This is a genomic window from Rhizorhabdus histidinilytica (genome assembly GCF_900167915.1).
Classification (GTDB): Bacteria; Pseudomonadota; Alphaproteobacteria; order Sphingomonadales; family Sphingomonadaceae; genus Rhizorhabdus; species Rhizorhabdus histidinilytica.
The window spans coordinates 43,321-68,158 of record NZ_FUYM01000013.1; the positions used below are offsets into that span (position 1 = coordinate 43,321).

Annotated in this window: 20 protein-coding genes; 5 read left to right on the plus strand and 15 right to left on the minus strand. The window is 66.3% G+C overall.

Annotated elements, in window-relative coordinates:
• Positions 1-245: 245 nt before the first annotated feature.
• Positions 246-2,558 carry a TonB-dependent receptor gene (locus tag B5X82_RS22105; RefSeq protein ID WP_079650375.1) on the plus strand — a complete coding sequence of 771 codons (2,313 nt, stop codon included), beginning with the start codon at positions 246-248 and terminating at the stop codon, positions 2,556-2,558.
• Positions 2,559-2,635: 77 nt separating this feature from the next.
• Here B5X82_RS22105 and B5X82_RS22110 read toward each other — a convergent pair whose 3' ends face one another.
• The 5 genes from B5X82_RS22110 to B5X82_RS22130 form a co-directional block, all read right to left on the minus strand.
• Positions 2,636-3,823 carry a phosphotriesterase family protein gene (locus B5X82_RS22110; RefSeq protein ID WP_079650377.1) on the minus strand — a complete coding sequence of 396 codons (1,188 nt, stop codon included), beginning with the start codon at positions 3,821-3,823 and terminating at the stop codon, positions 2,636-2,638.
• 66 nt (positions 3,824-3,889) lie between these two features.
• Complete coding sequence (locus tag B5X82_RS22115) at positions 3,890-5,074, minus strand: MFS transporter (RefSeq protein ID WP_079650379.1); 1,185 nt, start codon at positions 5,072-5,074, stop codon at positions 3,890-3,892.
• Positions 5,071-5,895 carry an alpha/beta fold hydrolase gene (locus B5X82_RS22120; protein WP_176152674.1) on the minus strand — a complete coding sequence of 275 codons (825 nt, stop codon included), beginning with the start codon at positions 5,893-5,895 and terminating at the stop codon, positions 5,071-5,073. The genes B5X82_RS22115 and B5X82_RS22120 overlap by 4 nt, the downstream gene beginning before the upstream one ends.
• A gap of 5 nt (positions 5,896-5,900) precedes the next feature.
• Positions 5,901-6,665, minus strand: coding sequence for an SDR family NAD(P)-dependent oxidoreductase (locus B5X82_RS22125; RefSeq protein ID WP_079650383.1), 765 nt, complete (start codon positions 6,663-6,665; stop codon positions 5,901-5,903).
• Positions 6,666-6,672: 7 nt separating this feature from the next.
• Complete coding sequence (locus B5X82_RS22130; RefSeq protein ID WP_079650385.1) at positions 6,673-7,413, minus strand: SDR family NAD(P)-dependent oxidoreductase; 741 nt, start codon at positions 7,411-7,413, stop codon at positions 6,673-6,675.
• Positions 7,414-7,530: 117 nt separating this feature from the next.
• On the opposite strand from B5X82_RS22130, the gene B5X82_RS22135 reads away from it, so the two are divergent.
• Complete coding sequence (locus tag B5X82_RS22135) at positions 7,531-8,130, plus strand: helix-turn-helix domain-containing protein (RefSeq protein WP_079650387.1); 600 nt, start codon at positions 7,531-7,533, stop codon at positions 8,128-8,130.
• A 101-nt stretch (positions 8,131-8,231) separates the two neighbouring features.
• On the opposite strand, the gene B5X82_RS22140 is transcribed toward B5X82_RS22135, so the two are convergent.
• Positions 8,232-10,448 (minus strand): TonB-dependent receptor, encoded by a 2,217-nt coding sequence (locus tag B5X82_RS22140; RefSeq protein ID WP_176152675.1) that lies wholly within the window; start codon positions 10,446-10,448, stop codon positions 8,232-8,234.
• Between the two features lie 177 nt (positions 10,449-10,625).
• Here B5X82_RS22140 and kynU point away from each other — a divergent pair, with 177 nt between their 5' ends.
• Positions 10,626-11,861 carry a kynureninase gene (kynU, locus tag B5X82_RS22145; protein WP_125724023.1) on the plus strand — a complete coding sequence of 412 codons (1,236 nt, stop codon included), beginning with the start codon at positions 10,626-10,628 and terminating at the stop codon, positions 11,859-11,861.
• A 32-nt stretch (positions 11,862-11,893) separates the two neighbouring features.
• On the opposite strand, the gene B5X82_RS22150 is transcribed toward kynU, so the two are convergent.
• Together B5X82_RS22150 and B5X82_RS22155 are read right to left on the minus strand one after the other, a co-directional pair.
• Entirely contained in the window at positions 11,894-13,279 is a 1,386-nt protein-coding gene (locus B5X82_RS22150; protein ID WP_079650391.1) for an MFS transporter, read from the minus strand.
• Between the two features lie 51 nt (positions 13,280-13,330).
• Positions 13,331-13,741, minus strand: coding sequence for a VOC family protein (locus B5X82_RS22155; RefSeq protein WP_079650393.1), 411 nt, complete (start codon positions 13,739-13,741; stop codon positions 13,331-13,333).
• Positions 13,742-13,887: 146 nt separating this feature from the next.
• Between B5X82_RS22155 and B5X82_RS22160 the strand changes: the two genes are divergently transcribed.
• On the plus strand, positions 13,888-15,438 hold the full coding sequence (locus B5X82_RS22160; protein WP_079650395.1) for an AMP-binding protein: 1,551 nt from the start codon (positions 13,888-13,890) through the stop codon (positions 15,436-15,438).
• Positions 15,439-15,473: 35 nt separating this feature from the next.
• Here the strand turns inward: B5X82_RS22160 and B5X82_RS22165 are convergent, their stop codons facing one another.
• Positions 15,474-16,652 carry an acyl-CoA dehydrogenase family protein gene (locus tag B5X82_RS22165; RefSeq protein ID WP_079650396.1) on the minus strand — a complete coding sequence of 393 codons (1,179 nt, stop codon included), beginning with the start codon at positions 16,650-16,652 and terminating at the stop codon, positions 15,474-15,476.
• A gap of 352 nt (positions 16,653-17,004) precedes the next feature.
• Here B5X82_RS22165 and B5X82_RS22170 point away from each other — a divergent pair, with 352 nt between their 5' ends.
• A complete protein-coding gene (locus B5X82_RS22170) occupies positions 17,005-17,625 on the plus strand; it encodes a TetR/AcrR family transcriptional regulator (protein WP_079650398.1) in 621 nt (206 codons plus the stop codon).
• A gap of 11 nt (positions 17,626-17,636) precedes the next feature.
• Here the strand turns inward: B5X82_RS22170 and B5X82_RS22175 are convergent, their stop codons facing one another.
• The 6 genes from B5X82_RS22175 to B5X82_RS22200 all read right to left on the minus strand — a co-directional run bounded on the left by B5X82_RS22175 (position 17,637) and on the right by B5X82_RS22200 (position 24,823).
• Positions 17,637-18,443: a metal-dependent hydrolase gene (locus B5X82_RS22175; protein WP_079650400.1), complete on the minus strand. Its 807-nt coding sequence runs from the start codon at positions 18,441-18,443 to the stop codon at positions 17,637-17,639.
• Between the two features lie 35 nt (positions 18,444-18,478).
• Positions 18,479-19,585, minus strand: coding sequence for a CaiB/BaiF CoA transferase family protein (locus B5X82_RS22180; protein WP_079650401.1), 1,107 nt, complete (start codon positions 19,583-19,585; stop codon positions 18,479-18,481).
• 5 nt (positions 19,586-19,590) lie between these two features.
• Positions 19,591-21,354, minus strand: a complete 1,764-nt coding sequence (locus tag B5X82_RS22185) for an N-acyl-D-amino-acid deacylase family protein (protein WP_079650403.1) — start codon at positions 21,352-21,354, stop codon at positions 19,591-19,593.
• A gap of 34 nt (positions 21,355-21,388) precedes the next feature.
• Complete coding sequence (locus tag B5X82_RS22190) at positions 21,389-22,513, minus strand: aldo/keto reductase (protein ID WP_079650475.1); 1,125 nt, start codon at positions 22,511-22,513, stop codon at positions 21,389-21,391.
• Positions 22,510-23,010: a nuclear transport factor 2 family protein gene (locus B5X82_RS22195; protein WP_079650405.1), complete on the minus strand. Its 501-nt coding sequence runs from the start codon at positions 23,008-23,010 to the stop codon at positions 22,510-22,512. The genes B5X82_RS22190 and B5X82_RS22195 overlap by 4 nt, the downstream gene beginning before the upstream one ends.
• Positions 23,011-23,080: 70 nt before the next feature.
• Positions 23,081-24,823, minus strand: coding sequence for an N-acyl-D-amino-acid deacylase family protein (locus B5X82_RS22200; RefSeq protein WP_079650407.1), 1,743 nt, complete (start codon positions 24,821-24,823; stop codon positions 23,081-23,083).
• Positions 24,824-24,838: the final 15 nt, after the last annotated feature.

Sequence of the window (24,838 nt, forward strand, 5' to 3'; positions counted from 1 at the left end):
AGTTCGACGGAACGCACAATTGAATCAAACTTCTAACGGGGATTAGCCGCTTTGATGGACACGCTTCGGCTTGAATAAGGCAGGGTAATCGCAGCGATCATTATCTCTCAGTTGATCGCCGTCGGTCCCCACACTGATATTTCGTGACGGAAATACGAAATTGCGATGACCGAGCATAAGGCTTCCGGCGAACGACAGGCCGGGGCGGAAGGCACGCAATTTCCGGACGCAAAGGGGCAGGATCGATGATGTTTTCCTCGAAGCTGATGTTGAGTGCCACGACCGCACTGGCTCTTCTTCCCTCCACCGGCGCTCTTGCGCAGATGGCCGCTCCCGTCGCCGCCGAAGCCGACGCGGCAGCGCGGACTTCCGATGCGGAGATCGTCGTCACGGCGCAGCGCCGCCAGCAGCGGCTGCTGGACGTTCCGATCAGCGTGTCGGCCTTCTCGGCGGCGATGATCGAAAAGGCCCACATCACGGAGGCCAAGGATTATCTGGCGCTGGCCCCGAACATCAGCTTCACCGAGGACGGAGAGAAGGGCAATCGCTCGATCAACATCGCGATCCGCGGCGTCAGCAACGTCGATCTCGGCGAACAGTCGACCCAACAGTCGATCGGCTATTATATCGACGAACTGAGCACCGGCTCGTCCGCCAACGGCACGCTCAACCCGCAGCTCCTCGACATCGAACGGATCGAGGTGTTGCGCGGTCCGCAGGGCACCTATTTCGGCCGCAACGCTTCGGGTGGCGCGATCAACATCACCACCAAGAAGCCGACCGACTCCCTCTATGCCGAGGGCGGGGTCGAATATGGCCGCTTCGACACCCGGAAGATCTACGGCATCTTCAACACGCCGCTCGCCTCCAACCTCTTCTTCCGCGGCCTCGCCTCCTATGAGAAGAGCGACGGTCTCATCCGGAATCTCGATCCCCGCGGCACGCCCAACAGCGGCTACAAGAATCTTCACCTGCGCGGCGCCGTGCGCTTCGTCCCGACCGAGAATCTGACGTGGGACGTCTCGGTCGACTATGCGCGCGACCGCAACGGCATGGATGCGACGGTGCCGTCGGGCGTGCTCGATCTCGACACCAAGAGCATATTCGGACCGGATTTCCAGGCGATCGACGAAGGCCAGGGCTTCTACCCCGCCAATCAGCGCAATGTCCGTCACAACACCCCGGAGTGGAACAACAACAGCGCGACGATCATCAACAACCGGCTGGCCTGGAAGGGCGACGATTTCTCGATCCACTCGATCACCGGCTATATCGACAGCCGAAACACCCGTCAGTTCGACCAGGACAATATCTCGGCCGACGCCCTCTATCGCCACAACCGCAACAGCGGACGGTCGTTCAGCCAGGAACTGCGCGTCCAATCGGAAGGAACGACCGCTATCGAATGGGTGGTGGGCGGACTGTACGCCAATGACCGCATCCGCCAGTTCAACAGCGTCCGGGCCGGCACGGAAACCAGCTACACCTATCCCGACGGCACGGTGATCGGCCTGTTGCCGCCGATCCCGCCAGGGTTCCGGATCAACGAGAACAACAAGATCTTCAAGACGGAAAGCATCGCGGCCTTTGCCGATGCGACATGGCACGTCTCGTCGCAATTCGATCTCGTCGCCGGCGGCCGCTACACGCACGACAAGATATCGAACCGCAACTTCGGCGTGGTGGCGTTCGAAGGGGCTGTCCCCGACATCGCGGGAAGCAAGAGCTTCTCGGACTTTTCGCCGCGACTGCTCGCTCGCTTCAAGTTCAACCGCGACAACAATGTCTACGCTTCGGTGTCAAAGGGATACAAGGCCGGCGGCATCGACATCAATTCGGGCTTCGCTTCGCCGTTCAGGCCCGAGACCCTCTGGAACTACGAGGTCGGCCTCAAGGGCGATCTGCTCGATCACAGCCTGCAATATGGCCTGTCCTTCTTCTACCTGAAGTGGAAGGACCTGCAGGTCCAGACGAACTTTCTCGCCATTCCGGGCGACATCAGTTCCGCGACCGAGCTGACGCTGAATGCGGCGCGGGCGACGAACAAGGGCTTCGAATTCGACGTCCACGCCCGGCTTTCGCCGACCCTCCGCTGGAACGCGGCCTTCGGCTACCTCGACAGCAAGTTCAAGAGCTTCCCCGATGCGGTTCTGGCGGGCGGCAACCAGGTCGACCTGACCGGCTATCGCCTGCCGAAGACGCCGCGCTACACCATCAGCACGTCGCTCGACTATGACGCGGAACTGGCCGACGGCGTCAGCCTCTACCTGCATCCGGAGATCAACTTCCGCTCGGCGGCACCGGGAGACCTGGAGGGCGTCGCGGCGGTTCCGCTCGCGCTTCCGAGCTTCCCCTATCAGCCCAAGGCCTATGCCGTCGTGAACCTGTTCGGCGGCGTCCGCTTCGGCCGGTTCGAGATCGGCGGATATGTCAACAACCTGTTCAAGGAAGACTATTACACCGGCACCGCCGACAATTTCGGCCTGGCCGGCATTCGCCTCCGCCCCCACCCCCGGACGTTCGGCGCTACCGCGAAGGTGAAATTCGGCGCCGATTGACAGCGGATATCGGGGCAGGTTCGCACGCGTGGACCTGCCCCGAACGCCGTCAGGGGGCCCGCCCCCTTCCATGTCGTTCAGCCATTCTCGAACGCCAGCACCCGCGCCGGATTTTCGCGGACCAGCACGTCGAAATCGGCTTCGGTGATGCCCGCCGCCAGGAACCGCGGCTTCAGCGTGTCGAAGAGGTGCCCCCACCCCCAGCCCCCCCAGCTCCGCTTGAAATTGTTGGGCAGGATGTCGTGCGACACCAATAGCTGGCGAACCCAGCCGCGACCGATCAGCTTCGCCAGTTCGTCGATCCGCCGGGCATCCTGGGGCAGCTGGATATAGCGGCCCTGATAGACGAAGACACCTTCCGATCCGAAGGTGTCATAGGACAGGTAGATGCCCCTGCGCAGCAGGTGCTCCTGATATTCCGGATCGTCGCCCGAGCCATCCTGATGGGCGAGCACGAGCTTCGTCAGCTCGCCGCCATTGTCAGTGAAGATCTTCAGCAGCTGTTCGGTCGAATCCCGGAACGAGGGCAGGATACCCGACATCACGTGCAGGAAGACCGGTGCACCGGTGAGCTTCTGCGCGCGGCCCGCGGCGGCGACATAATTGCGCTCGAGATCGGTGGGGCCTTCGATCCCCAGCTCCCCGATCACGCCCTTCCTGTAGCCGTCCACGCCCTGGCGGATGTCCTTGACCAGGAATTCGGTCAGCTCGTTCAGGCTGGCCTTGTGGACCCATGCGGGCACCATGGGATCGATATAGAAGCCGGTCCCGAGGATGAAGTTGATGCCGGTCCGCTCGGAAATCTGGCGGAGCCCCTCAACGTCCCGCGGGATGCCGAGGGAGCTCTGATCCACGATCGTGCGGCCGCCGGCCTTGGTGAACCATTCGAGCTCCCAGATCGTCTGATCGATCGACATGGGCGCGCGGAGCACCTTACCGAAGGCGCCGGGCGATCTCCGGAAGCGCCAGAGATCCTTCGGGTCGGGCTGGACCGGATTGATCAGGCCCGCATCCGGCGAGGGGATATCGCGCCCGGTATTCTGCGGCACTTCCTTGGGAATGGCGCCGAGCACATGCTCATGCGTGAGCGTGATACCGAGATCCGCCGCGGGGACGAGACCCCGCATCGTCACGGCGCTCGGCCGCTTCGCCGGCGCGCCCTTGGCCATGGCGGCCCCGGCCATGCGCGGGAGGGCGACCGCCGCCGCCGAACCGAAGATCAGCTCGGCAAAGCGGCGACGGGTCGGATGGGACATATCATGCATGATCAGAACCTTTCCCTCGCACCGGCATCGATTTCACGCGGCCCATCTCCGGGCCATTTCCTGTCCTCAATCCACCTGCGACCGGCCGATCCTGACGGCCGGCGGGAGTATGCAGGCGAGCGACAGGATGAAGAGAGCCGAACAGATCAGCGCTATCACCGCGAAGCCCGACTTCGGATCGAAGAAAAAGGTGATGAGCAGCGGGGCGGCCCCATAGCCCATCGTATAGAAGGCGACCGAAGCCGCGACGACGGTACCGCTCCGATCGAGCAGCGCCAGGACCGTGCGGAAGCACGGCGTCAGGAACATCGACAGGAAGGAAAGCAGCGCGGCGCCCAGGCAATAGAACCAGCCATTGGGCACGAACACGAACACCAGCCCGGCCGCGATGCTGGACAGGAGCGCGAACACGAAGATCGGCGGTAGGGCAAGACGGCGTGCCAGCCAGCCGATGCACAAGGGCGCCGGGATGCCGGCCAGTTGCGCCAGCCCCAGGTAGAAGCCGATTTCGGCCAGGCTCAACCGGTGCGACAGGCCGATCCTCTCGGCATAGACCCACAATCCCGCCGCCCCCGCCCAGAAGAAGCCGAAGGCGAAAAGGGCGAGGATCGGCTTCAGCGACAGGGCGGGCGGCGCCGTCGCGGCGGATTTGCCCGGGGCATCGGCCGTGGCGGCCCGACGCAACGGGGCGAGCCAGCCGAGGAAGGGAAGCGAAAGCGCGGCGAAGACCGCAAGGAACCAGAAGGTGCCGGCGCGGCCGCCGACCTCGACCAGCCAGGGGGTCGCGACCAGCGCCGCCGACGCCGCGAGCGCGACGGCGAAACCGATCATCGCGAAGACGCGACGGGGATCGGACGTCGCCGCGGCGACCGCGCCGCATATCGCCATCAGCGCGCCTTCGCCGATGCCCGTGGCGAACCGCGCCGCGATCATGACCGGCAACGGCACCATCATCGCGCAAAGCACGTTGGCGATGACGACCACCATCGTCATCACCGCCATGGCGCGGAGGCGATCGAGGCGCCGCATCATCATCGAGGTGGCGATCGCGCTGATCGCCATGCCGAACAGTTGCAGCGAGACGATACGCCCCGCCAGCGCCTCGCTCGCGCCATAGCTGTCGATCATCGCCCCGACGATGAACGGCATCACCAACAGGCTATATTCGCTGACCACCGATGCATAGACGGCGGCGAACAGGGGCTTGCCGCCGGTCGACCCGGAAGCGTGCGCCACCGCGATGCTGCTCATGCGAGACGCTCCACGAAGGACAGCAGCGCTTCGTTGAAGCCGTCGGCATCCTCCCAGAACAGGCAATGCCCGCAATCCGCGAACAGCCTCAGTTCGCCTCGCGGCAGCCGGTCCCGCAGGAACTCGGCTCCGCTTCTCGGCTGCGCGCTGCAGTCTCCGGAACAGACGAGGGTGGGCACGTCATAGTCCGCGATCATCCCGCGATAGTCGCGCAGGCACTGGTCGACGAAGATGGCGGCGGCGATCGCCTCGGGCGCCGAGCACATCTCGTTCGACATCCAGTCGGCCGCCTCGTCGTCGGGCTGGCGATGGAACATCATCGGCAATACGGCGCGCATGAACTGGTTGCGATTGGTCAGCACCTGCGCGGCCCAATCGTGCATCTCGGCGATGCCGACGAGAGCATCCTCGCATCCCGGATAGCGAAAGTCCGTCGGCGCCTGATCGATCACGACCAGTCCGCCGATGTCGTCCGATCCGAATTGAAGATGGTATTCCCAGGCGATCAGCGCGCCCATCGACCATCCGACCAGGATCGGCCGCTCCAGGCCGAGCGCCCGGATGAAGGCGCGCAGGTCCGCGGCGAGCGTCGGAACGGTGTGCCCGCCCGGCGTCATGCTCGAGCGGCCATGGCCGCGCAGGTCCAACGCGATGGCGCGATGGTGCCGGCCCACCGCCTCGAGCTGCCTGCGGAAGAAGCGGCTGCTCGCCCATAGGCCGTGCACGAACAATATGGGGCGGCCGGTGCCGACCGCTTCCCAATAAAGCTGCGTACCGCCGCCGATGTCGACGCTGCCCTGCTCCAGGCCCGCAATATGCATCTTCGTCATCCTGCCGTGAATCCCGCGTCGGCGAGCAGCGCCACGCCCGTGATCAATGATGCGTCGTCCGATCCGAGGAACAGCACGACGTCGGCGATCTCCTCCGGCCAGGCCAGCCGCTGGTGCAGCGGATGGATCTTGCCATATTCGGCGAAGGTCGCCTCGACGTCCGCATCGGCCGGCAAGGTGCTTTCGAGCATCGGCGTCCGCACCGCCCCGGGGCAGACGCAGTTGACCCGGATCCGCCCGGCATAATCCATCGCCATGCCCTTGGTGAGCTGGACGACGCCGGCCTTGCTCGGCCCATAGGCGCATTCGTCGGTCCATCCGACCAGCGCGAGCGCGGACGCGACGTTGACGATGGCGCCCCGCCTTTCGATCAGCGACGGCAGGCAGGCCCGGGACATCAGAAAGGTGCCGGTCAGGTTGACGGCCAGGGTCCGCTGCCATCCGTCGAGCGGCGTCGTGAGCGCGGGCTCCTGCGGCCCCGCGATCCCGGCATTGTTGACCAGCAGGTCGATGCCCCCCGCGCGATCGGCCACCGCCTCGACGGCCGCCGCGACCGACGCCTCGTTCGCCACGTCGCAGGCGATCCCGATTCCCGCCACCGGCAGCATCGCCGCCGTCTCGGCGGCCGCCGCGGCGTCGATGTCGCAACAGGCGACGAAAGCGCCTTCCTGCGAGAGGCGAACGGCGATCGCGCGACCGATGCCCGCCCCTGCTCCCGTCACGATCGCGATCCTGCCCGCGAGTCTTTGCGCAATGGTCATGTCGTTCCTATCGGGCGGTCACGCCGCCATCGACGGGCAAGGCCACGCCGGTGACGAAGTTCGCCTCATGTGAGGCCAGGAAAGCGATGGCGGCGGCGATCTCCTCCGGTTGGCCGACTCGTCCGATCGGCTGTTCCGCATCGATGTCGGCACGGGCGGCGACCGGGTCCGCCTGCCCCGCGATCCACGCCCGCATCATCGGCGTGTCCACGAAGCAGGGCGCGACGCAATTGATGCGGACGCCATGAGGCGCCGCATCCAGCGCGGCAGCCCGGACGAAATGCACGAGGCCGCCCTTGCCGGCGCAATAGGCCGCCTGTCCGGCCATGCCCACCAGCCCCGCGTCGGATGCTACATGGACGATCGAACCGGATCGGCGCGGCTGCATCACGCGCAGCGCGGCACGCGTCGCGCGGAAGGCGCCGGAGAGATTGACGTCGATCAGCCGTTGCCAGGTCGGATCGTCCGTCTCGGCCGCCGTTCCCGGCGCGGGCAGGCCCGCGCAGTTGACGAGGACGTCGAGGGGCGCCGTCGCTTCCACGGTCTCGATCGCCCGATCGACGTCGTCGCTGCTGGTGATGTCGCCGCGGATGAAAAGCGTATCGCCTCCATCGGGCTCCACCCGATCGGCGATCCAGACCCGCGCTCCCTCGGCCCGCAAGCGGCTGACCGTCGCCGCACCGATACCCGATGCGCCCCCGACCACGATCACGGCCCGGCCGGCGAAACGGCCCGCTACGATGGACATCGTAATCCTTTGTCACGTCGCGACATCGACATTATTCTCCAACTGGTGCTTAGCTAGGTCGCTGGGTAAACAGATGCTGTCAACTCGGAACGAATGAATTGAAAAAGGAACATTCCATTGCGTGATAGCGATGAAGCCATTGGTCGCGACCTCGCCCAACGGATCGTCGAAATCCGGGCGGAACGCGGGCTCAGCTTGCGCAAGCTGGCATCCATATCGGGCATCCCGCTTTCGACCCTGTCCAAGGTGCAGAACAATCTCACGACGCTGACCTATCCGCATCTGGTCCGGCTGGCGGCCGCCCTCGGTCTCGAACTCTCGCAGCTGTTCAGCAAGCCCGAAGCCGATGTCCGCGCCGGCCGCCGCGCCGTGACCCTGAAGGGCCAGGGTCTCCACGAAGCGACGACCCGCTACCGGTTCGAGCTGCTCTGCGCCGATCTCGCCGCCAAGAAGATGAGCCCCGGGATCATGGAGGTCACCGCCAGGACCCTCGAGGAAGCCGGCGGGCTCGACGATCATGAGGGCGAGGAATTCATCTTCGTCCTCAGCGGCGAGGTGACCGTCCTCACCGAAGACTATCGCCCCACCGTCCTGCACGAGGGCGATTCCATGTATCTCGACAGCTCGGCGGGGCACGCCTACGTCGCCAGCGGCGAAGGGCCGGCCCGCGTCCTTGCCGTGACCACGCACATGATCCGCGATCTTCAGCACCTCTGACCAGCCCGGACCGGGCGTCCCGGCGGGAGGACGAGGCCCGGCGCGCCCGAGTCCCGCGCGCCGATCGTCCTCCCGCCCATGTCGCCGCTCCGCGCCGCGCCTCAGAAGCTCTTGGTGAACTCGATGCCGAGCTCCCGCGGCGGCGCGATCAGTTCGATCGCATAGACGAACGCCAGCAGGTCTTCCTTGTGCGTGGCATAGTGCTTGTCGAACAGGTTCTTGCCATAGAAGGCCAGGTTCCAGCCGTCGGCCTCCGAACCGATGCCGATCCTGCCGTTGAACAGGCTATAGCCCTTCTGCAGATTGTAGACGCTGTTCTGGGCGTTGAAGTAGAAGCTGCTCTTGTACGACCAGTCGAGGCGGATCGCGGCCATGGTGTCCTCGCCGCCCAGCGGCACGCCGAACCTATACTCGCCGCCCAGGTTGACTGCCCATTTCGGAGTGTCCGGCAACTTGTCGGCGGCGTCGATATCGGCGCCCGCGACGATATTACGATATTTGTTGTCCAGATAGGTCGCGCTGAAGTCCAGCGTCAGGCCGTCGCCGACAAGTGCCAGGCCTTCGAGCTCAGCGCCCCGGATGCGCGCATCGGCCGGATTGCCGACGACGTTGATCGTCACGCCCGTCACCGGATCCGGCAGGTTGAGCGTGGTCTGGATGTTCTTGTAATCGGTCTGGAAGAGCGCCGCATTGAGCTGCACGCGTCGGTCGAACAGGCGGCTCTTCACGCCCGCCTCATAGGTGATCGCCTTTTCCTGGTCGAACGACAGGAAGGTGTTGACGCTCTGCGCCCGGCCATTGAAGCCGCCGCTCTTGAAGCCGGTGGCGGCACTGGCATAGGCCATCAGGTCACGCGAGAATTCATATTGCATGGCGAGGCGCCAGGTGAAGAATTTCCAGCTGTCCGATTGGCGGGTCGGCGGCACGAGATCGACGAAGAATTTGTTCGCGTAGGTCTCGATCGTGTCGATCTTCTTCTCGTAGGAATAGCGCCCGCCGGCCGTCAGCGAGAAGGCATCGGTCAGCTTGTAGGTTCCCTGGGCGAACAGGGCCGCCGTCCGGTTCTTGAAGTCATTGGTCGTATAGGTGTCGAAGCCGTCGGGATTCTCGGCATAGGACAGCGGCAGATAGATGCCGCTGAATCCCTTCTCCCGCAGATAATAGCCGCCGATCGCATAATCCAGGCGGTCGCCGACCGCCTTGCCGGTCAGGACGAGCTCCTGCGAGAACTGGTTCTGGGTGTCGTCGACCTTCTGATCGCCCAAGGCATAGGGGGACGCATCGAAATCGAGCCCGGTCGCGCTGGTGAGATCGCGATAGGCAGTGATCGACTTGATCTCGGCACCGCCGATATCCCACGACAGGGTCAGCCGCGTTCCCCAGATATCGGCCTTGTTGCCGGGATGGAAGCCGGCGAAATTCCGATAGGAGCCGGGGGACAGGAAACGGTCGTCATAGGGCTGGAGACCATTGGCGACGGCGAACTCGTTCTGCGGGATCGTGACGAAGCTGTTCGCGTTGATCGCGGTCACGATCGCCATCTTCTCCTGTTCGTCGACATGCGTCCAATCGCCCGCGAGCTCGGCGTAGAAGTCCGGCGACGGCGTCCAGCGCAGCGCTCCGCGCATGATCAGCTGATCGGTGCCGTTGGTCTTCTGATTATCGAACAGGCTGCGCCCATAGCCGCGCTGGTTCTTGGTCAGCGCACTGAAACGGACCGCGAGCTGGTCGGTGACGATGGGAAGGTTGACCATTCCCCCCACGTCCATCCGATAATTCTCGCCCAGCCGGGCGACCACCTTCCCCGAAGCCTCGCGGGCATCGGGCGCCAGCGTGTAGACGCTGATCGCGCCGCCGACCGCATTCTTGCCGAACAGCGTGCCTTGCGGTCCGCGCAGCACCTCGACCCGCTCGATATCGAGCAGGTCCAGCGCGCCGCCGGCGGTTCGCGCGATGTAGACGCCGTCGAGATAGACGCCGACCCCCGGATCGGTCGTGGCGATGAAATCGAACTGCCCGATCCCGCGGATGAAGAAGCCGGCATTGCTGCCGCCCTGCGAGCTGGTCGTCACCTCGACGCCCGGCGCCTTGGTCACGATGTCGGTGATGTTGGTCGCCGACCGGCGCTCGAGGTCGTTGGCGGTGACGGCGGACATGGCGATCGGAACGGTCTGCACCGTCTGCTCGCGCTTCTGCGCGGTGACGACGATATCCTCAATCCGTTCCCCATCGGAAACACTGGACATTTGCGCGGAGGCGGCCGACGCCGTTCCCAGCGCGAGCGCGCTGGTCAGATAAAACCACCCGGAATCCCTCATTTTCATATCTATTCCCCTTATTTCGGCCCTTGGGCTCGAGGTCGTTCAGCGAGTCAGCCACGCCTCTCCGCGCACCCCTTTTATCAAAAATGTTCCCATTGACAAACAAATGTTCCGAATTGATACGGAAAGAGACAAGGCTGCGTTGGAACGGCCGGGAAAACGGGGTATTCGAGAATGATGGATTTGAACCGCGCGCTGGAGATGGATCGTTCGGATCCGCTCGCGGGGACGCGCGCGGCCTTCGCATTGCCCGAGGGCGTGATCTACCTCGACGGGAATTCGCTGGGCGCGCTGCCGTGCAACGCCGCCGCGAGGGTGGCCGAGGTGATCAGCCGGCAATGGGGCCACGACCTCATCCAGAGCTGGAACCGGCACGATTGGATCTCCATGCCGGCGCGGGTGGGCGATCGCATCGCCCGGCTGATAGGGGCGGATGCCGGAGAAGTGGTCGCCGCGGACAGCACCTCCGTCAACCTGATGAAATTGCTCTCGGCAGCGCTCAAGCTACGCCCGGGACGGCGCACGATCCTGTCCGACAACGGCAACTTCCCGAACGATCTCTATATCGCGCAGGGGGTGTCCGCCCTGCTCGGCGAAGGCCATGTCCTGCGCATCGTCGACCCGGACAAGGTCGGAGACGAGATCGACGGCGACACCGCCATCCTGATGCTTACCGAGGTCGACTATCGCAGCGGACGCCGGCACGACATGCGCGCCCTGACCAGCCGGGCGCATGCCGCCGGGGCGTTGGTCATATGGGACCTGTGCCACAGCGCGGGCGCCATGGACGTCGACCTCAATGCGGCGGGCGCCGACATGGCGGTGGGATGCGGTTACAAATATCTGAACGGCGGGCCCGGCGCCCCGGCGTTCATGTTCGTCGCCCGTCGGCTCCAGGGTGACCTGAAACCCGCGCTTTCGGGCTGGATGGGCCATGACCGGCCTTTCGACTTCGATCTCGATTATCGGCCCGCCACGGGGGTGGTCCGCAATCTCGCCGGCACTCCGCCCATCATCGGCCTGACTGCGCTTGATGCGGCATTGGATGCCTTCGATGGCGTCGACATGCGGGACGTGCGGAGGAAATCGCTGGCGCTCGGCGATCTCTTCATCGAATTGGCGCGCGAGCGCCTCGCCCGCCATGGGCTGGAAATCGTGACGCCCGAGGCTCATCCCACCCGCGGGAGCCAGGTCTCTCTCCGCCATCCGGAAGCCTATGCGATCGTCCAGGCCCTGATAGCGGAAGGCGTGGTCGGCGATTTCCGCATGCCAGACATCGCCCGGTTCGGCTTCGCGCCGCTGTACACGAGCTTCGCCGACATCTGGCATGCGATCGATCGGCTCGAAGCGATCATGGCCGCCGGAAGTTTTCGCGAAGCGCGTTTCCGTAAGCGACTGGCGGTGACCTGAAGCGGTGATCCGCCGCATCGGATTCCGAACGCCTAACGGACGCCTTCCGTTGCATTCGCGTCCTGCGCCGCACGGACCGCGGCCGAGAAGCTGCGGCTCGCGACGATCAGCGCCAGCAGGCCGATGACCGAGAAGATCACCAGCACTGTCAGGATCGAATAGCCGAGGCCGGTGGCCGGGTTGGTCCAGACATGGTCGCTGAACACCCCGATCGTCGTCGGACCAAGCCCCATCGCGGCCAGCGTGGTGAGCGCCAGATAGGTCGCGGACATGATCCCGCGATGGCGCATCGGAGTCAGCATCTGGATGCCCGAATAGGATTGCGGCCCCCCGGCCAGAACCATGATCTGCGCCATCGCATAGCCGACCAGCGCCAGCGTCAGGCTGTCGGTGATCACCATCAGCAGGGCGCCGGGAATGGCGAGCATGAAGGCACAGACCATCACCCGCAGCGGCGCCGTCTCGACGCCGCGCTGGAGGAGCCTGTCGGCGATCACGCCTGCGGCGATGCCGCCAAGCGGGCCGATCGCGACCACGATGACGCCGACGATCATCGCCGCCTCGCCGACACCGAGATCATAACGCCGTACGAAGAAGCTGGGCGCCCAGGCCGCGAACAGGTGAGCATTGAGGATCGTACAGGTGCCGGCCACGACGAAGCTGAGCACGCCAACGCGATGCCGTGCGACATGCCCCCACAGGTCGCTCATCGCCTTGCCGACCGCGAGCCGCGGGCTGGTCCGCGCCGGCTCCCGGATGGTGAGCAGGATCAGCGCCGCGGGAATACCCGGCAGCGCCGCCGCCAGGAACAGCACCTGCCACGGCCGGAACTCGACACCCAGCAGCATCAGGCCGCCCTGCGCGGCGAGCAGCGACAACAGGGCGCCGCCGCCGATGAAGGCCACAGCCTTGCCGCCGGTCGCGCCCATCATGAAGATGCTCGTCGCGGTGCCCAGCCGGTTCCTGACGATATAGGCGCCGATCAGCGAGATCGCGGCGGGCATGATCGACGCCTCGCCGAGGCCGACGATCAGGCGCATCGCGAACAGCGATTCGAACGAGGTCGCGAAGGCGCAGGCACCTGTCGCGAAGGTCCAGGCGACGCAGCCGATCGACAGCATCGCACGGCGCGACCGGGTGTCCGCGATCCGGCCCAGCGGAATGCCGGCGGCACAATAGAGCAGCGCGAAGGCCAGCCCCTGCAGCAGGCCGAGACTGGTGTCGCTGAGGTTGAGGTCGGTCTTTAGTGGCACCATGATCACGCCCATCAGGAAGCGATCGGTCGCCGAGATCAGGTTCACGAAGGTCAGGATGCCGAGCACATACCAGCCATAGCGGCTCGTCGTCTCCACCGCGGGCGCGACCGCAAGCCGCTGCGGGGAAGGCGGCAGGGCCGCCACGGTTCGCTCATGTCCCATGCTATTCACATCCTCTTCCGGCCGGAGCCGTGGCTTGAACGGATCGCGCCCTCACGATGTCGTCGACATGAGTTCGACGAGATTGCCGTCGGGATCGCGGAAATAGACGGACTGGCCGGGCTCGCCCGCCGCCGAGCGGCGCGGCACCGGGCCTTCGATCACGGCGACGCCGACCGCGGCGAGATGCGCGATCGCCGTCCCGATCGGCGCATTCCATCGAAAGCAGATATCGAGGCAGCCGGGCGCCGCGGCCGGCGCCGCCAGGTCGAGGCCGTTTCCGTGGCGATGGAGGCTGAGCAGCGCATCGCCCACCTCGACCTGTTGGACCGCCACCTCGCCATCGATCCGATGGGGCTCGCGCGTGCAGCGTGCGCCGAGCACCCGCGACAGGAAGCCGACCATCGCCGGAAGATCCGCGACGGGATAGGCGACATGGTCGATGGGGCCGATCGGCAGGTCCATGATCTCTCCCGCCCGGCGGCGGCAAGGCGCCCGGGCCAACCGGCGATACGGCGGAAAACCGTCGCCTGCGGCCGGGATACCCCGGCGGAGGGTCATTGCCAAGGATTGATTTAATTGTATGATACAAAAATTGGAAAGGATGACCCGTGGGCGTCAAAGCATTGTTCCGTCACGCGGCCCGCCTGTGGCCCGAACGGCCCTTCCTCGACGACGGGGGCGAGCGGCTGAGCTATGGGCAGGCGGCGGAGCGGGTGGGCAGGATGGCCTGCGGCCTCGGTCGGGGCGAACCGCTGGCCGGAACCAAGGTCGCGCTGCTGACCCCCAACAGCAGCGCCGGCTTCTGCGCGCTGCTCGCGATCTATGAGGCCGACGCCGTCTTCGTGCCGCTCAACGCCAGCTTCCCGATCGACGAGCATCGCGCCGCGATCGAGGAGCTGGGGGTTTCGGTCCTGCTGTTCAGCCGGAAGCTGGCGACGGGCGTCGACGCCCTGCTCCGCGACTGTCCGACGCTGCGCGAGGCGATCTGCATCGACGGCGAAGCCGATATCGGAACGCCGTTGAATGCGCTCCTGGCGCGTGGGGCGGATCGGACGATGCCCGACATCGCCGGCGACCCGGCCGATATCGTCGCCATCTATCCGACCGGCGGATCGACCGGCCGGCCCAAGCGGGTGATGCACAGTCGCCGCACCTGGACGACGATGGCCGCTTGCTTCCACAGCGCGCTGCCGGTCGATGATCATGCCCGCTATCTCGCGGCCCCGCCGATAACCCATGCTGCCGGGGCCTTCGGGCTGATGCTGATGGCGAAGGGGGCGACCATCCTGCTGCACGATGGCTTCGACGCGGGCGCGATCCTCGACGCGATCGAGCGCGACAGGCCGACCCATCTCTACCTGCCGCCCACCGCGATCTACAAGCTGCTCGAACATCCGGGCGTGCAGGATCGCGACGGCTCGTCGCTGCGCGCCTTCATGTACACCGCCGCGCCGATGTCGCTCGACAAGCTGCGCCAGTGCATCGCCATTTTCGGCCCCGTGATGGCGCAATTCTGGGGGCAGATGGAGGCACCGAGTTTCTGCACATGCCTGCCCCCGGCCGACCATGTCATCGACGACCCGGCGCTGGCCGGCCGGCTCGCGAGCTGCGGGCGCGAGACAATGTTCACCCGGGTCGAGGTGCTGGACGACGACGGGACGATCCTGCCGCCCGGCGAACGCGGCGAGCTCGCGGTGCGCGGCGGACTGGTGATGGCCGGCTATTATGAGAATCCCGAGGCGACGGCGGAGGTTTCCCGCAACGGCTGGCACCTGACCGGCGACCTCGGGTTCAAGGACGCGGACGGCTATGTCTACATCGTCGGGCGCAAGCGCGACATCATCATCACCGGCGGCTACAACGTCTATCCGGCCGATGTCGAACAGGCGCTTTGGGGCCATCCCGACGTCGAGGAATGCGCCGTGATCGGCGTGCCCGACGAGCTGTGGGGCGAGGCGGTGCTGGCGGTGGTCCAGCCCAAGCCCGGACATGATCCCAGCGCGACGGAGCTGATCGCCTGGTGCAAGGCGAAGGTCGGCAGCATCAAGGCGCCGAAGCGCGTCGAGCTGCGCACGGACATTCCGCGCAACGCCGTCGGCAAGGTCGACAAGGTGGCGCTGCGCGCGCCCTATTGGAAGGATCGGGCGCGCGCCGTCTGACGGCGGGGCCGCGCGAAGGCGGCCCCGCGCCCCGATCAGTTCAGTTCCTTGGCCGAATAGTTCAGCAGCGTCCGCGCCATCAGCAGGCGTTGCGCCTCGTTCGGGCCTTCATAGATGTCGAGGATGCGCGCATCGCGAAGCGCCTGCTCGACCGGCAGCTTCTCGGAAGCGCTCTCCGGACCCAATATGTCCATGCAGTCGCCGATCAGCTTGCGGACCATCAGCCCCGCCTTGCACTTCGCGAGCGACGGATAGAATTTACCGGGGCCCTTCGCCTGCTCATGCCATTTGGCGTGGAGCATGGTCAGGTAGGTCGCGTCCCACAGCGCCTCCATGCCGAGGATGCGGTCCTCGACCGCCGAGCGCGAGGCCAGCGAGCCGGCATAGTTGAGCGCCTTGCCGCCCTCCGCATATTTCTCGCGCACCAGGTCCAGCGCGACGCGCGCATAACCGAGCGCCTGCCCCGCGATCAGCGCGCGGGTGCCGTTGAAGATCGACAGCGCGTCCTTGAGATTGCCTTGCAGCCGGTTGAGCGCCGGCACCCGCACATCCATGAAGAAGGTCGCGACCGTATCCCAGTTCCTGAGGCCCAGCTTGTCCATCTGCGGGCCGACGCCGTAGCCCGGCATCCCCTTGGTGACGACGAAGAGGCTGATGCCTTCGTCGCCCTGGGGGCCGACCGCGCGGCACATCACCAATATGCCGTCGGCATGGGTGGCGTTGGAGGAGAATATCTTCTCGCCGTTGATCACCCATTCGTCGGTCGCGGCATCATAGGTCGCGACCGTCCGCATCGAGGCGGGATCGGAGCCGCCATTGGGTTCGGACATGCCCCAGGCGAGGTAGAGCGGCTGGAAGGCCGCGATCTGCTCGGGCGTACCGACCTTCTCGATCAGCTTGCCCGACAGCGAGACGTTCATCGCATCGGCATTCTCGCCCTGCCAGTAGAGCGGCTTGAAGCCGTAGCTCTCCTCAAGATAGATCAGCGGCTCGATGATCGTCAGGCCGCTGAGGTCGTCGGCGCGCTGATGGGCGAAATCGCGGACATGGACGATGTCCTCCTGCCCCTCAAAGGCAAATTGCTCGGCGAAGTCGGGCCGGTCGAACTCCATCGTCCGGTCGATGCCCTTGGCGCGCTTCTGGAAACCGATCGCCTGCCGGCGCGCGAGCGCGATGACCTCCTTGTCGCCGTCGGTAAGCTCGAAATCGATCATAGAGATTCTCCCATCGCCTCATCGCCGATCGAACCGAGGTCCTGTGCCGGCACTGCTTTGATGATCATGATACAAATCCCGAGGTAAAAGTAAAACATTTGTTTGCAGCAACCCGAACCCCTTACACCATCGGGGTTTCGGTGGCCGACGCACCTCGCCGCGCTGATCGGATTTTTCGAATCGGTGCGCGATCCCCGCGTGTTGAAGATGGACGTTTCAAAAACGCCTGCTAATATGGCGCCCATCCTCAGGTCGGGCACGACATCAAGAAAGGCGCGTCGAATCCTCCATGCAGCTTGCCAGCCAGAAAAGACGAGGGAGCGCCCCTGACGCCCCTTCGACCCGGGACAGATTGAAGGCAGCCGCGCGGAGCCTGTTCGCCGAACGCGGGATCGAAGGCACTACCGTCCGCGATATCCTGACGGTCGCGGGCGAGAAGAACGGAGCCTCCCTCAACTATTATTTCCGTTCGAAGGAAGAGCTGATCCGCGAGCTGACGGTCGACGTGTTCCGGCTGATGGACGACCGATGGAATGCCCAGCTCGCCGAGCTCGACCGTCAAGGCCGGCCGTTGGATATCCGGGACTATGTCCGGATCCTGGTGACCTCGTCGGACACGAGCGACGTGGAGGACGAGCCGACCACCGCCCGGCTTTCCGAAGCGATCACCCATCACCGCTACCATCTGGTCCGCGAAATCCTCAAGGAGCACCGGCTCAACGCCTATGACGTGATTCTGGGCCGAATCGCCGCGCTGATGGAGGACATGCCGCGGCCGATCCTGCGGCAGAGGCTGCTGCTGCTCACCCGCTATCTCTCATCGGTGTTCGCGCTCTACGAAGCGAGCCGCGCCTCCAACGCGCAGCCCCGCTCGGTGCAGCTTCCGCAGGGCGCCGATCTCGGCAATCTTGTGGATACAGCGGTGGGCATCCTGACCGCCCCGGTGGTCGACGCCAACCCTGGCGAGGACTGACCTGCCCGCAATCAGCCGGGCGCATATAGACCGAGAGCAGCCTCCAGCCCGCGCGGCGCGCGCGCCTTTCCCGGATTATAGCCCGGCATCAGCAGCCGGACGATCCGGCGCAGGTGAAAGGCCCGGAAGCGCTTCATGAAATCCTGCTGGCGGGCCAGCGAGCGTTCGAGTTCCTCGGGCGTCATCGCGGCCCGTTCCTGCTGGAGCAGCGCGCCCATGATGCGCTTGTTGTGCGCGGCGAGGTGGCGATAGGTGAAGATCACCATCTTCGCCCGGAAGAACCAGTCGCCGTAGATGGCGCAATAGACGTCGTGGCAGACCGAGCGATGCTCATATTCCTCGCCGAGGTGCCAGCGCCACATCGCGATCGTCCGGGGGTCGGCATCGGCGATCAGGTCGTCCGCCTCCTCGAACAGGAACAGCGCCATGCTGAGCGCCAGCGTCTCGAACGCGGCGGCATAGGCACAGTTGAACTTGTGCGACCTGTTGGCCAGGAAGCCGCGATAATCGGCACGCTTCGCCTCCTCGGCCTCCTTCAGGAAGGGGTAGGTCTTGCGGAGCTCGGCATTGTAGGCGTTGTGCACCTTGTAGTGGGTCGTCTCCTGCTTGATGAACAGGTCGATCTCGGGTGCGAGGTGCCGGTCCTTCGGCTTCAGCAGCGGCTTGGCCTGCGCCATCACCTGGTTGAGATAAGGCTCCACCGCCGGCGCGCCCGCCGAACCGGCGGTGAACAGCGACGCGAACTCGATATTGCGCGTCCAACGCGCGGGCACGCCGGTGAAATCGATATTGGGCTGACGATGGACGAGCTGCGTCATGACGGCGTCTCCATGGTTTTATGTCTATACATTATTCATTGCGACACCTGGCCGGCCATCGGCGGGCGGGCGGGCGTTACGCTGAAGCGGGGCGCCGGGGCCGGCTGGATATGCCCGTCGACGGTGACGAAGCTGCACCGGGCCAGGCTATGCGGATCGCGCGGCGCTTCGGCGAGCGATAGCACCGGCGCGAAGCAGGCGTCGCAGCCGTCGAAGGCAGCCGTCCATTCGTCGCGGCTGCGGGATCGGAACAGCGTCTCCAGCCGGGCCCGCATCGCCGGCCAGGCGGCGCGGTCGTTCTGCCGCGCAAACAGCGGATCGTCGGCGAGGCCGAGCCGATCGAGCAGCAGCGCGTAGAATTGCGGCTCGAGCGCGCCGATCGCGACGTGGCGGCCGTCGGCGGTCTCATAGCTGTCGTAGAAGGGCGCGCCGGTATCGAGCAGGTTGACGCCACGCTCGTCGGTCCAGGAGCCCTGCGCCAGGAAGGACCAGGTCATCGCTCCCAGCAGCCCCGCGCCATCCACCATCGCGCAGTCGACCACCTGCCCGCGTCCGGTGCGGCGGGCGGCCATGATCCCGGCGAGCATGCCAAATGCCATGAGCATGCCGCCGCCGCCGAAATCGGCCACGGCGTTGATCGGCGGGGTCGGCTTCCCACCGGCGCGGCCATAGCCGTGAAGATTGCCCGCCAACGCGATGTAATTGATGTCGTGCCCGGCGCGCGGCGCCATCGGTCCGGTCTGGCCCCAGCCGGTCATCCGGCCGTAGACGAGCCGTGGATTGTCCGCGAGCAGCAGCTCCGGGCCCAGCCCGAGCCGCTCCATCACACCGGGGCGGAACCCCTCGATCAGTCCGTCGGCGTCACGCGCCAGCGCGCGCACCGCCGCGACGCCGGCCGGGTCCTTGAGGTCGATGACATGGGTCCGACGCGAGCGCAGCAGCACGTCACGGCCGCCGAGCGGCGCCGCCGCGCCCAGCGGGTCGCCGGGCCGCTCGATGCGCAGCACCTCGGCGCCATGATCGGCCAGCATCATCGCGCAGAAGGGGCCCGGTCCGATCGAGGCGATCTCGACGATCCGCAGGCCCGCCAGCGCGCCCTGCCCGCCATCCCCGCTCCAGTTCGGCATGGCCCCGTCCACCATGGCGGTCAGGCGGCCACCGGCGCCGGCCGGCGAGCGGCGACGCTGCGCAGCAACCCGCCCGGCCGCGCGCCGCTGTCCTCGCCATTCTCCTGGATCACGACGCCGTTGACGATCGTGGCCACATAGCCGGTCGCCTTCTGCATCAGCCGCGGCGCGCCGGTCGGCAGGTCGTTGGTCAGGTGCGGCTGGAGGAAGCCGAGCTTGTCGAAGTCGATCAGGTTGATATCCGCCTTGTAACCGACGCTGATCTGCCCTCGTCCGGTGAGCCCATAGGTGCGCGCCGTGTCCGATGTCTGCTTCTTGACCACCATCTCCAGCGGCAGCTTCGACCCGCGTTCCCGGTCGCGTGCCCAATGGGTGAGCATGAACGTCGGCACGCCCGCGTCGCAGATCACCGCGACATGCGCGCCGCCGTCGCCGCCGCCCAATACCGTGTCCGGATCGCTCAGCATCTCGCGCTGGGCTTCGAGGTCGCCGTAATTATAGCCGGCCATCTGGTGGAGGATCGCGCCGCGGCCGTCGTCCTCCAGCAAGGCGTCGAGCGCCACGGCACGCGGATCGCGGCCCTCGCGCTGGGCGATGGCCGAGATCGAGTTGGCGGGATCGGGTTCATAGTCGATCGGCGTGGTGACCGGATACATATCCTTCCACGCGTCGCCGAACAGCTTCTTGTACTGGTCGCCCTTGCGGGTCTGGCCCTGCGCGCCCTCGGCCGCGATCGCCGCGCGCAGCGCGGGATCGGCCTTGAGCCGGCGCACCCGCTCCTCGAACGGCAGGTCGTCGAGGCTGCGCATCGTCGGCGATTCGAAGAAGGGGTTGATCTTGTTCTCGAGGGTCAGGATCGCCCCTACCGCACGCGAATAGACCTGCGGCGTGACGTCCGCCCCCGTCTTTCGCGCCGCGCGGCATTCGGCGAGCAGCTCGCGCCACAGGTCGGGCGCATTGGACACCTGGAGGCAGAGGAAGGTCACCGGGATGCCGATCCGCTGGGAAATGTCCTTCATCCAGGCGATTTCCTGCTGCGGGGCGAGCAGGTCGTCACCGCTCAGGCCGTTGGGCGCCACCTCGAAGATGCCGCGCCCGCTGTCGCCGATCGCACGGGCGATCGCCTCCAGCTCGGGCAGGCCGGCGGTCGCGCCGGGCACGCGGGCGCCGTCGATCGCGCGGTGCATGATCGAGCGCGTGGTCGAGAAGCCGAAGGCGCCCGCCTCCATCCCCTCGCGCACCGCAGCCGCCATCCGGGCGATCTCCTCCGCGCTGGCCTCGCTGTTGTCGGCGCCGCGCTCGCCCATCACATAGGCCCGCAGCGCCGCATGCGGGATCTGCGTCGCGATGTTGAGCGCGTAGGGACGGCGATCGAGCGCGTCGAGATACTCGGGAAAGCTCTCCCATTCCCATTGGATGCCTTCCGACAGGGCGGCGCCGGGAATGTCCTCCACCCCCTCCATCACCCCGATCAACCATTCGCGCTTGTCCTGGCGGACCGGCGCGAAGCCGACGCCGCAGTTGCCCATCACGATGGTGGTGACGCCGTGCCAGAAGGACGGGGCGAGCTGCGAATCCCAGGTGACCTGGCCGTCATAATGGGTGTGGATGTCGACCCAGCCCGGCGTCACCAGCAGGCCGCGCGCGTCGATCACCCGCTTCGCCGGCGTATCGATCGCGCCGATCTCGACGATCTCGTCGCCCTGGATGCCGACATCGGCGAGCCGCGCCTGCGCACCGGTTCCGTCAACCAGCGTTCCACCCTTGATCAGTAGGTCGAGCATGAGGTCTCCAATTCGAATGAGAGAAGGGATGGTTTCAGCATGGCACCGATCCGCCATTGTCGGCCGCCGACTGCCGCAGCCGATCGCCAAGCCCGCCGGGTCCCTGCCCGGGCTGCGGAAGCCGGGTCTTGTTCATCAGGTCGACCGCCCAGCCCGGATATTCGGGCGGCAGCGCGCTGACCGCGTCCAGCCGGGCCAGTTCGTCGGCGTCCAGCTCCAGCGCCATCGCGGCGAGATTGTCGTCGAGCTGTTCGAGTCTCTTCGCGCCGACGACGATCGTGCTGACATAGGGCTTGCTGAGCAGCCAGGCGATCGCGACCCGCGCCACCGACACGCCATGCGCATCGCCGATCGCGCGCATCGCGTCGATGCAAGCCCAGGCGCGCTCGCGATCGACCGGCGGATAGTCGAGCTGCGCGCGCCGCCCCTCGCCCCCGTCGCCGCCGTCGCGCCGATATTTGCCCGACAGCAGGCCCCAGGCGAGCGCGCCCCAGACCATCAGCCCGATCTTCTGGTCCTGGATCAGCGGTGCGATCTCCCGCTCCAGGTCGCGCCCGGCGATCGAATAATAGGCCTGTAGCGACTGGAAGCGCGTCAGGCCGCGGCGGTCCGAGACGGCGAGCGCCTTCATCAGCTTCCACGCCTGCCAGTTCGAACAGCCGACATAGCGGACCAGCCCCCGGGCGACGAGATCGTCGAGCGCACGCAGCGTCTCCTCCTCGGGCGTGATCGGGTCCTGCCCGTGCATCTGGTAGAGATCGATATGATCGGTGCCGAGCCGCTTCAGGCTGGCCTCGACCGACGCCATGATATGGGCGCGGCTGCCGCCGATGTCGTTGGGCCCCGCGCCGGTGCGGCTGAAGAATTTGGTGGCGATGATCATGTCCGACCGGCGGATGCCAAGATCCCTGAGCGCCTGGCCGATCGCAATCTCCGACCGCCCGTCGGCATAGACGTTGGCGGTGTCGATCAGGTTGACGCCCTTGTCGATCGCATGCGCGACCATGCGATTGACCGCCGCCTGATCGAGATTGCCGATCATCTGGTAGAGCCCGTCGCCGTCCTGCGCGCCGAAGGTCAGCGCGCCCAGCGACAGCCGCGACACGAACAGGCCGGTATCGCCGAGCAGAGCGTAGCGCATCGCCTCCGCCCCGCTCATCGCGCCGCCTCCGCCGCCAGCCGCCGCCCGGCCTCGGCCCACAGAGCGTCGTTGCCGGAGGTCCACAGACGGGTCCATCTGAGCTTCGTCAGCCGCCAGCCCCCGGCGGTGCGGGCCGCGTCGATGTCATAGCGCGCGCCGATCACCGACCAGGGCTCGCGCGCCTCGACCGCCATGTGATGCGTCGCCAGCACATAGGCGCTGGCGGTCGCGCGGTCGCCGTCGACGGCCACCAGATGGTTGGTGCTGACATGCTGGGTCATGCTGAACTGGCTGATCATCCGGATCAGGCCGTCGGCACGATCGGCGGTGCGGTGCCGGCCGGGACGGATCGGCCCGTCGCCCATGTCGGGGAAGCCGATGAACTCGGTCTCCATCTCCTCGGCCCAGGCGGCGCGGATCTTCTCCGGGTCGCGGGTGTCGATGCCGTCCAGCCAGGTCAGGATCAGCCGCCGTATCCGGGATTCGTCGACCAGTTCGCGTAGCGCTTCATCCATATCATGCATCCTGCGCCTGCGCCGCGCGCCACTCTTCCGGCGCATGGGATTCGTCGGATCCGTCGCGCTGTCAGGCCATCAGCGGCTGCGGCCCGCGGATCAGCCGGCCCGGCAGCGCGTCGGTCGGCACGCCGTCGCGCTGGATCACCTTGCCCGACACCAGCGTCGCCCGATAGCCGACCGCGCCCTGGTTCAGACGACGGCCGCCGCCCGGAAGGTCGCGGTCGATATGCGGCATGCGGAGCTGGAGGCGATCGAGGTCGATGATGTTGATGTCGGCCTTGTAGCCGGGCGCGATCACGCCGCGATCCTCCAGCCCCACCAGCCGCGCCGGCCGCGAGGTCAGTGCCTCGACCGCCTCGCTCAGCTCGATCTTCTGGCTGCCGCGGTCGCGCGCCCAGTGGGTCAGCATGAAGGTCGGGAAACTGGCGTCGCAGATCAGCCCGTAATGGGCGCCGCCATCGCCGAGCGCGACGACCGTGTCCTCATGGGTGATCATCTCGAACACCGCGTCGAGCGTCGCCTCGGCATAGTTGGTGATCGCGGCGAGGATCATCCCCGCGCCGTCATTCTCCAGCAGCAGGTCATAGGCGATATCCTCCGGCGAGACGCCGGTCTGCTCGGCGAGCGCGGCGATGCTCGCGCTCTTGGGCGGCTCGTAATCGGCCGGGGTGCGGAAGGGATAGAGCCGCTTCCAGTCGCGGGCGATCACGAACAGCGGGTTCTTCGGATCGGCCGGCTGCTCGACGAGCAGGCGCGCGCGCAAATCGGGATCGCGCAGCGCCGCCACCCGATCGGCCACCGACATCTTCAGCAGCGGCTCATAGCTCGGGCACAGGCTGAACGGGTTGAGCGTAAGGTCGATGCCGAGCAGCATGCCCATCGGCCGTGGGAAGACCTGCGGCCGGATCTCAACGCCGTCCTTTCGGTTGGCCTCGCTCACCGCCGCGAGCACGGAGCGATAGGCGTCGGGCGGGCCGTCCATCATCTGGGTGAGGGTGAAGGTGACGGTGCGGCCGGTCTTGTCGCTGATCCGCTCCAGCATCGGCACGAAACGATCCGCGTCGGCGGGATTGCGCTGGTCGAGCACCATCTGGAACACGCCCCGCCCGGTATCGGTCATCGCCCCCGCGATGGCGAGATATTCGGCCTCGGCGCTCTGGAACGAAGGGATGAACTCCCCCTGCCCCGTGCGGTGCGCCGGCACGCTGGAGGTGGCGAAGCCGAGCGCGCCGGCCCGCATCGCCTCACGCGTGATCTCGCGCATCCGCTCGAGGTCGGCCTCCTGCGCTTCCTCGCGCCGGACGCCGCGGTCGCCCATCACATAGACGCGCAGCGGCGAGTGCGGCAGGTAGACGCCGAAATCGATGTCGTGCGGCCGCTGCTCCAGCGTATCGAGGAATTGCGGAAAGGTCTCCCAGCTCCAGTCGAGCCCGGTGGTCATGACGATCTCGGGAACGTCCTCGACGCCCTCCATCACGCTGACCAGCACCTTATGATCCTCAGGCCGGCACGGCGCGAAGCCGACGCCGCAATTGCCCATCACCACCGTCGTCACGCCGTGCGCCGACGACGGCGAGAAGCGCTGCGCCCAGACCGCCTGGCCGTCATAATGGGTGTGGACGTCGACGAAGCCCGGCGTAACCAGCGCGCCGCCGGCGTCGATCTCCTCGGCACCGCGCGCCTCGACCTCCCCGACCGCGACGATCCGGTCGCCGCTGATCGCGACGTCGGCCCGCCGGAGCGGAGCCCCCAGGCCGTCGGCCACCAGTCCGTTGCGGATCACCAGGTCGGGGGAAGATTGCTGCGACATCACGACTCTCCAGTT

Bases quoted from the DNA above. Each gene is read 5' to 3' on its own strand.
- B5X82_RS22175 (WP_079650400.1), bottom strand. From the start codon at position 18,443: ATGACGCAGCTCGTCCATCGTCAGCCCAATATCGATTTCACCGGCGTG.
- B5X82_RS22125 (WP_079650383.1), bottom strand. From the start codon at position 6,665: ATGACCATTGCGCAAAGACTCGCGGGCAGGATCGCGATCGTGACGGGA.
- B5X82_RS22150 (WP_079650391.1), bottom strand. From the start codon at position 13,279: ATGGGACATGAGCGAACCGTGGCGGCCCTGCCGCCTTCCCCGCAGCGG.
- B5X82_RS22105 (WP_079650375.1), top strand. From the start codon at position 246: ATGATGTTTTCCTCGAAGCTGATGTTGAGTGCCACGACCGCACTGGCT.
- B5X82_RS22120 (WP_176152674.1), bottom strand. From the start codon at position 5,895: ATGCATATTGCGGGCCTGGAGCAGGGCAGCGTCGACATCGGCGGCGGT.
- B5X82_RS22110 (WP_079650377.1), bottom strand. From the start codon at position 3,823: ATGCATGATATGTCCCATCCGACCCGTCGCCGCTTTGCCGAGCTGATC.
- B5X82_RS22165 (WP_079650396.1), bottom strand. From the start codon at position 16,652: ATGATCGATTTCGAGCTTACCGACGGCGACAAGGAGGTCATCGCGCTC.
- B5X82_RS22185 (WP_079650403.1), bottom strand. From the start codon at position 21,354: ATGCTCGACCTACTGATCAAGGGTGGAACGCTGGTTGACGGAACCGGT.
- B5X82_RS22190 (WP_079650475.1), bottom strand. From the start codon at position 22,513: ATGAGCGGGGCGGAGGCGATGCGCTACGCTCTGCTCGGCGATACCGGC.
- kynU (WP_125724023.1), top strand. From the start codon at position 10,626: ATGATGGATTTGAACCGCGCGCTGGAGATGGATCGTTCGGATCCGCTC.
- B5X82_RS22130 (WP_079650385.1), bottom strand. From the start codon at position 7,413: ATGTCCATCGTAGCGGGCCGTTTCGCCGGCCGGGCCGTGATCGTGGTC.
- B5X82_RS22180 (WP_079650401.1), bottom strand. From the start codon at position 19,585: ATGGTGGACGGGGCCATGCCGAACTGGAGCGGGGATGGCGGGCAGGGC.
- B5X82_RS22115 (WP_079650379.1), bottom strand. From the start codon at position 5,074: ATGAGCAGCATCGCGGTGGCGCACGCTTCCGGGTCGACCGGCGGCAAG.
- B5X82_RS22200 (WP_079650407.1), bottom strand. From the start codon at position 24,823: ATGTCGCAGCAATCTTCCCCCGACCTGGTGATCCGCAACGGACTGGTG.
- B5X82_RS22140 (WP_176152675.1), bottom strand. From the start codon at position 10,448: ATGAGGGATTCCGGGTGGTTTTATCTGACCAGCGCGCTCGCGCTGGGA.
- B5X82_RS22195 (WP_079650405.1), bottom strand. From the start codon at position 23,010: ATGGATGAAGCGCTACGCGAACTGGTCGACGAATCCCGGATACGGCGG.
- B5X82_RS22155 (WP_079650393.1), bottom strand. From the start codon at position 13,741: ATGGACCTGCCGATCGGCCCCATCGACCATGTCGCCTATCCCGTCGCG.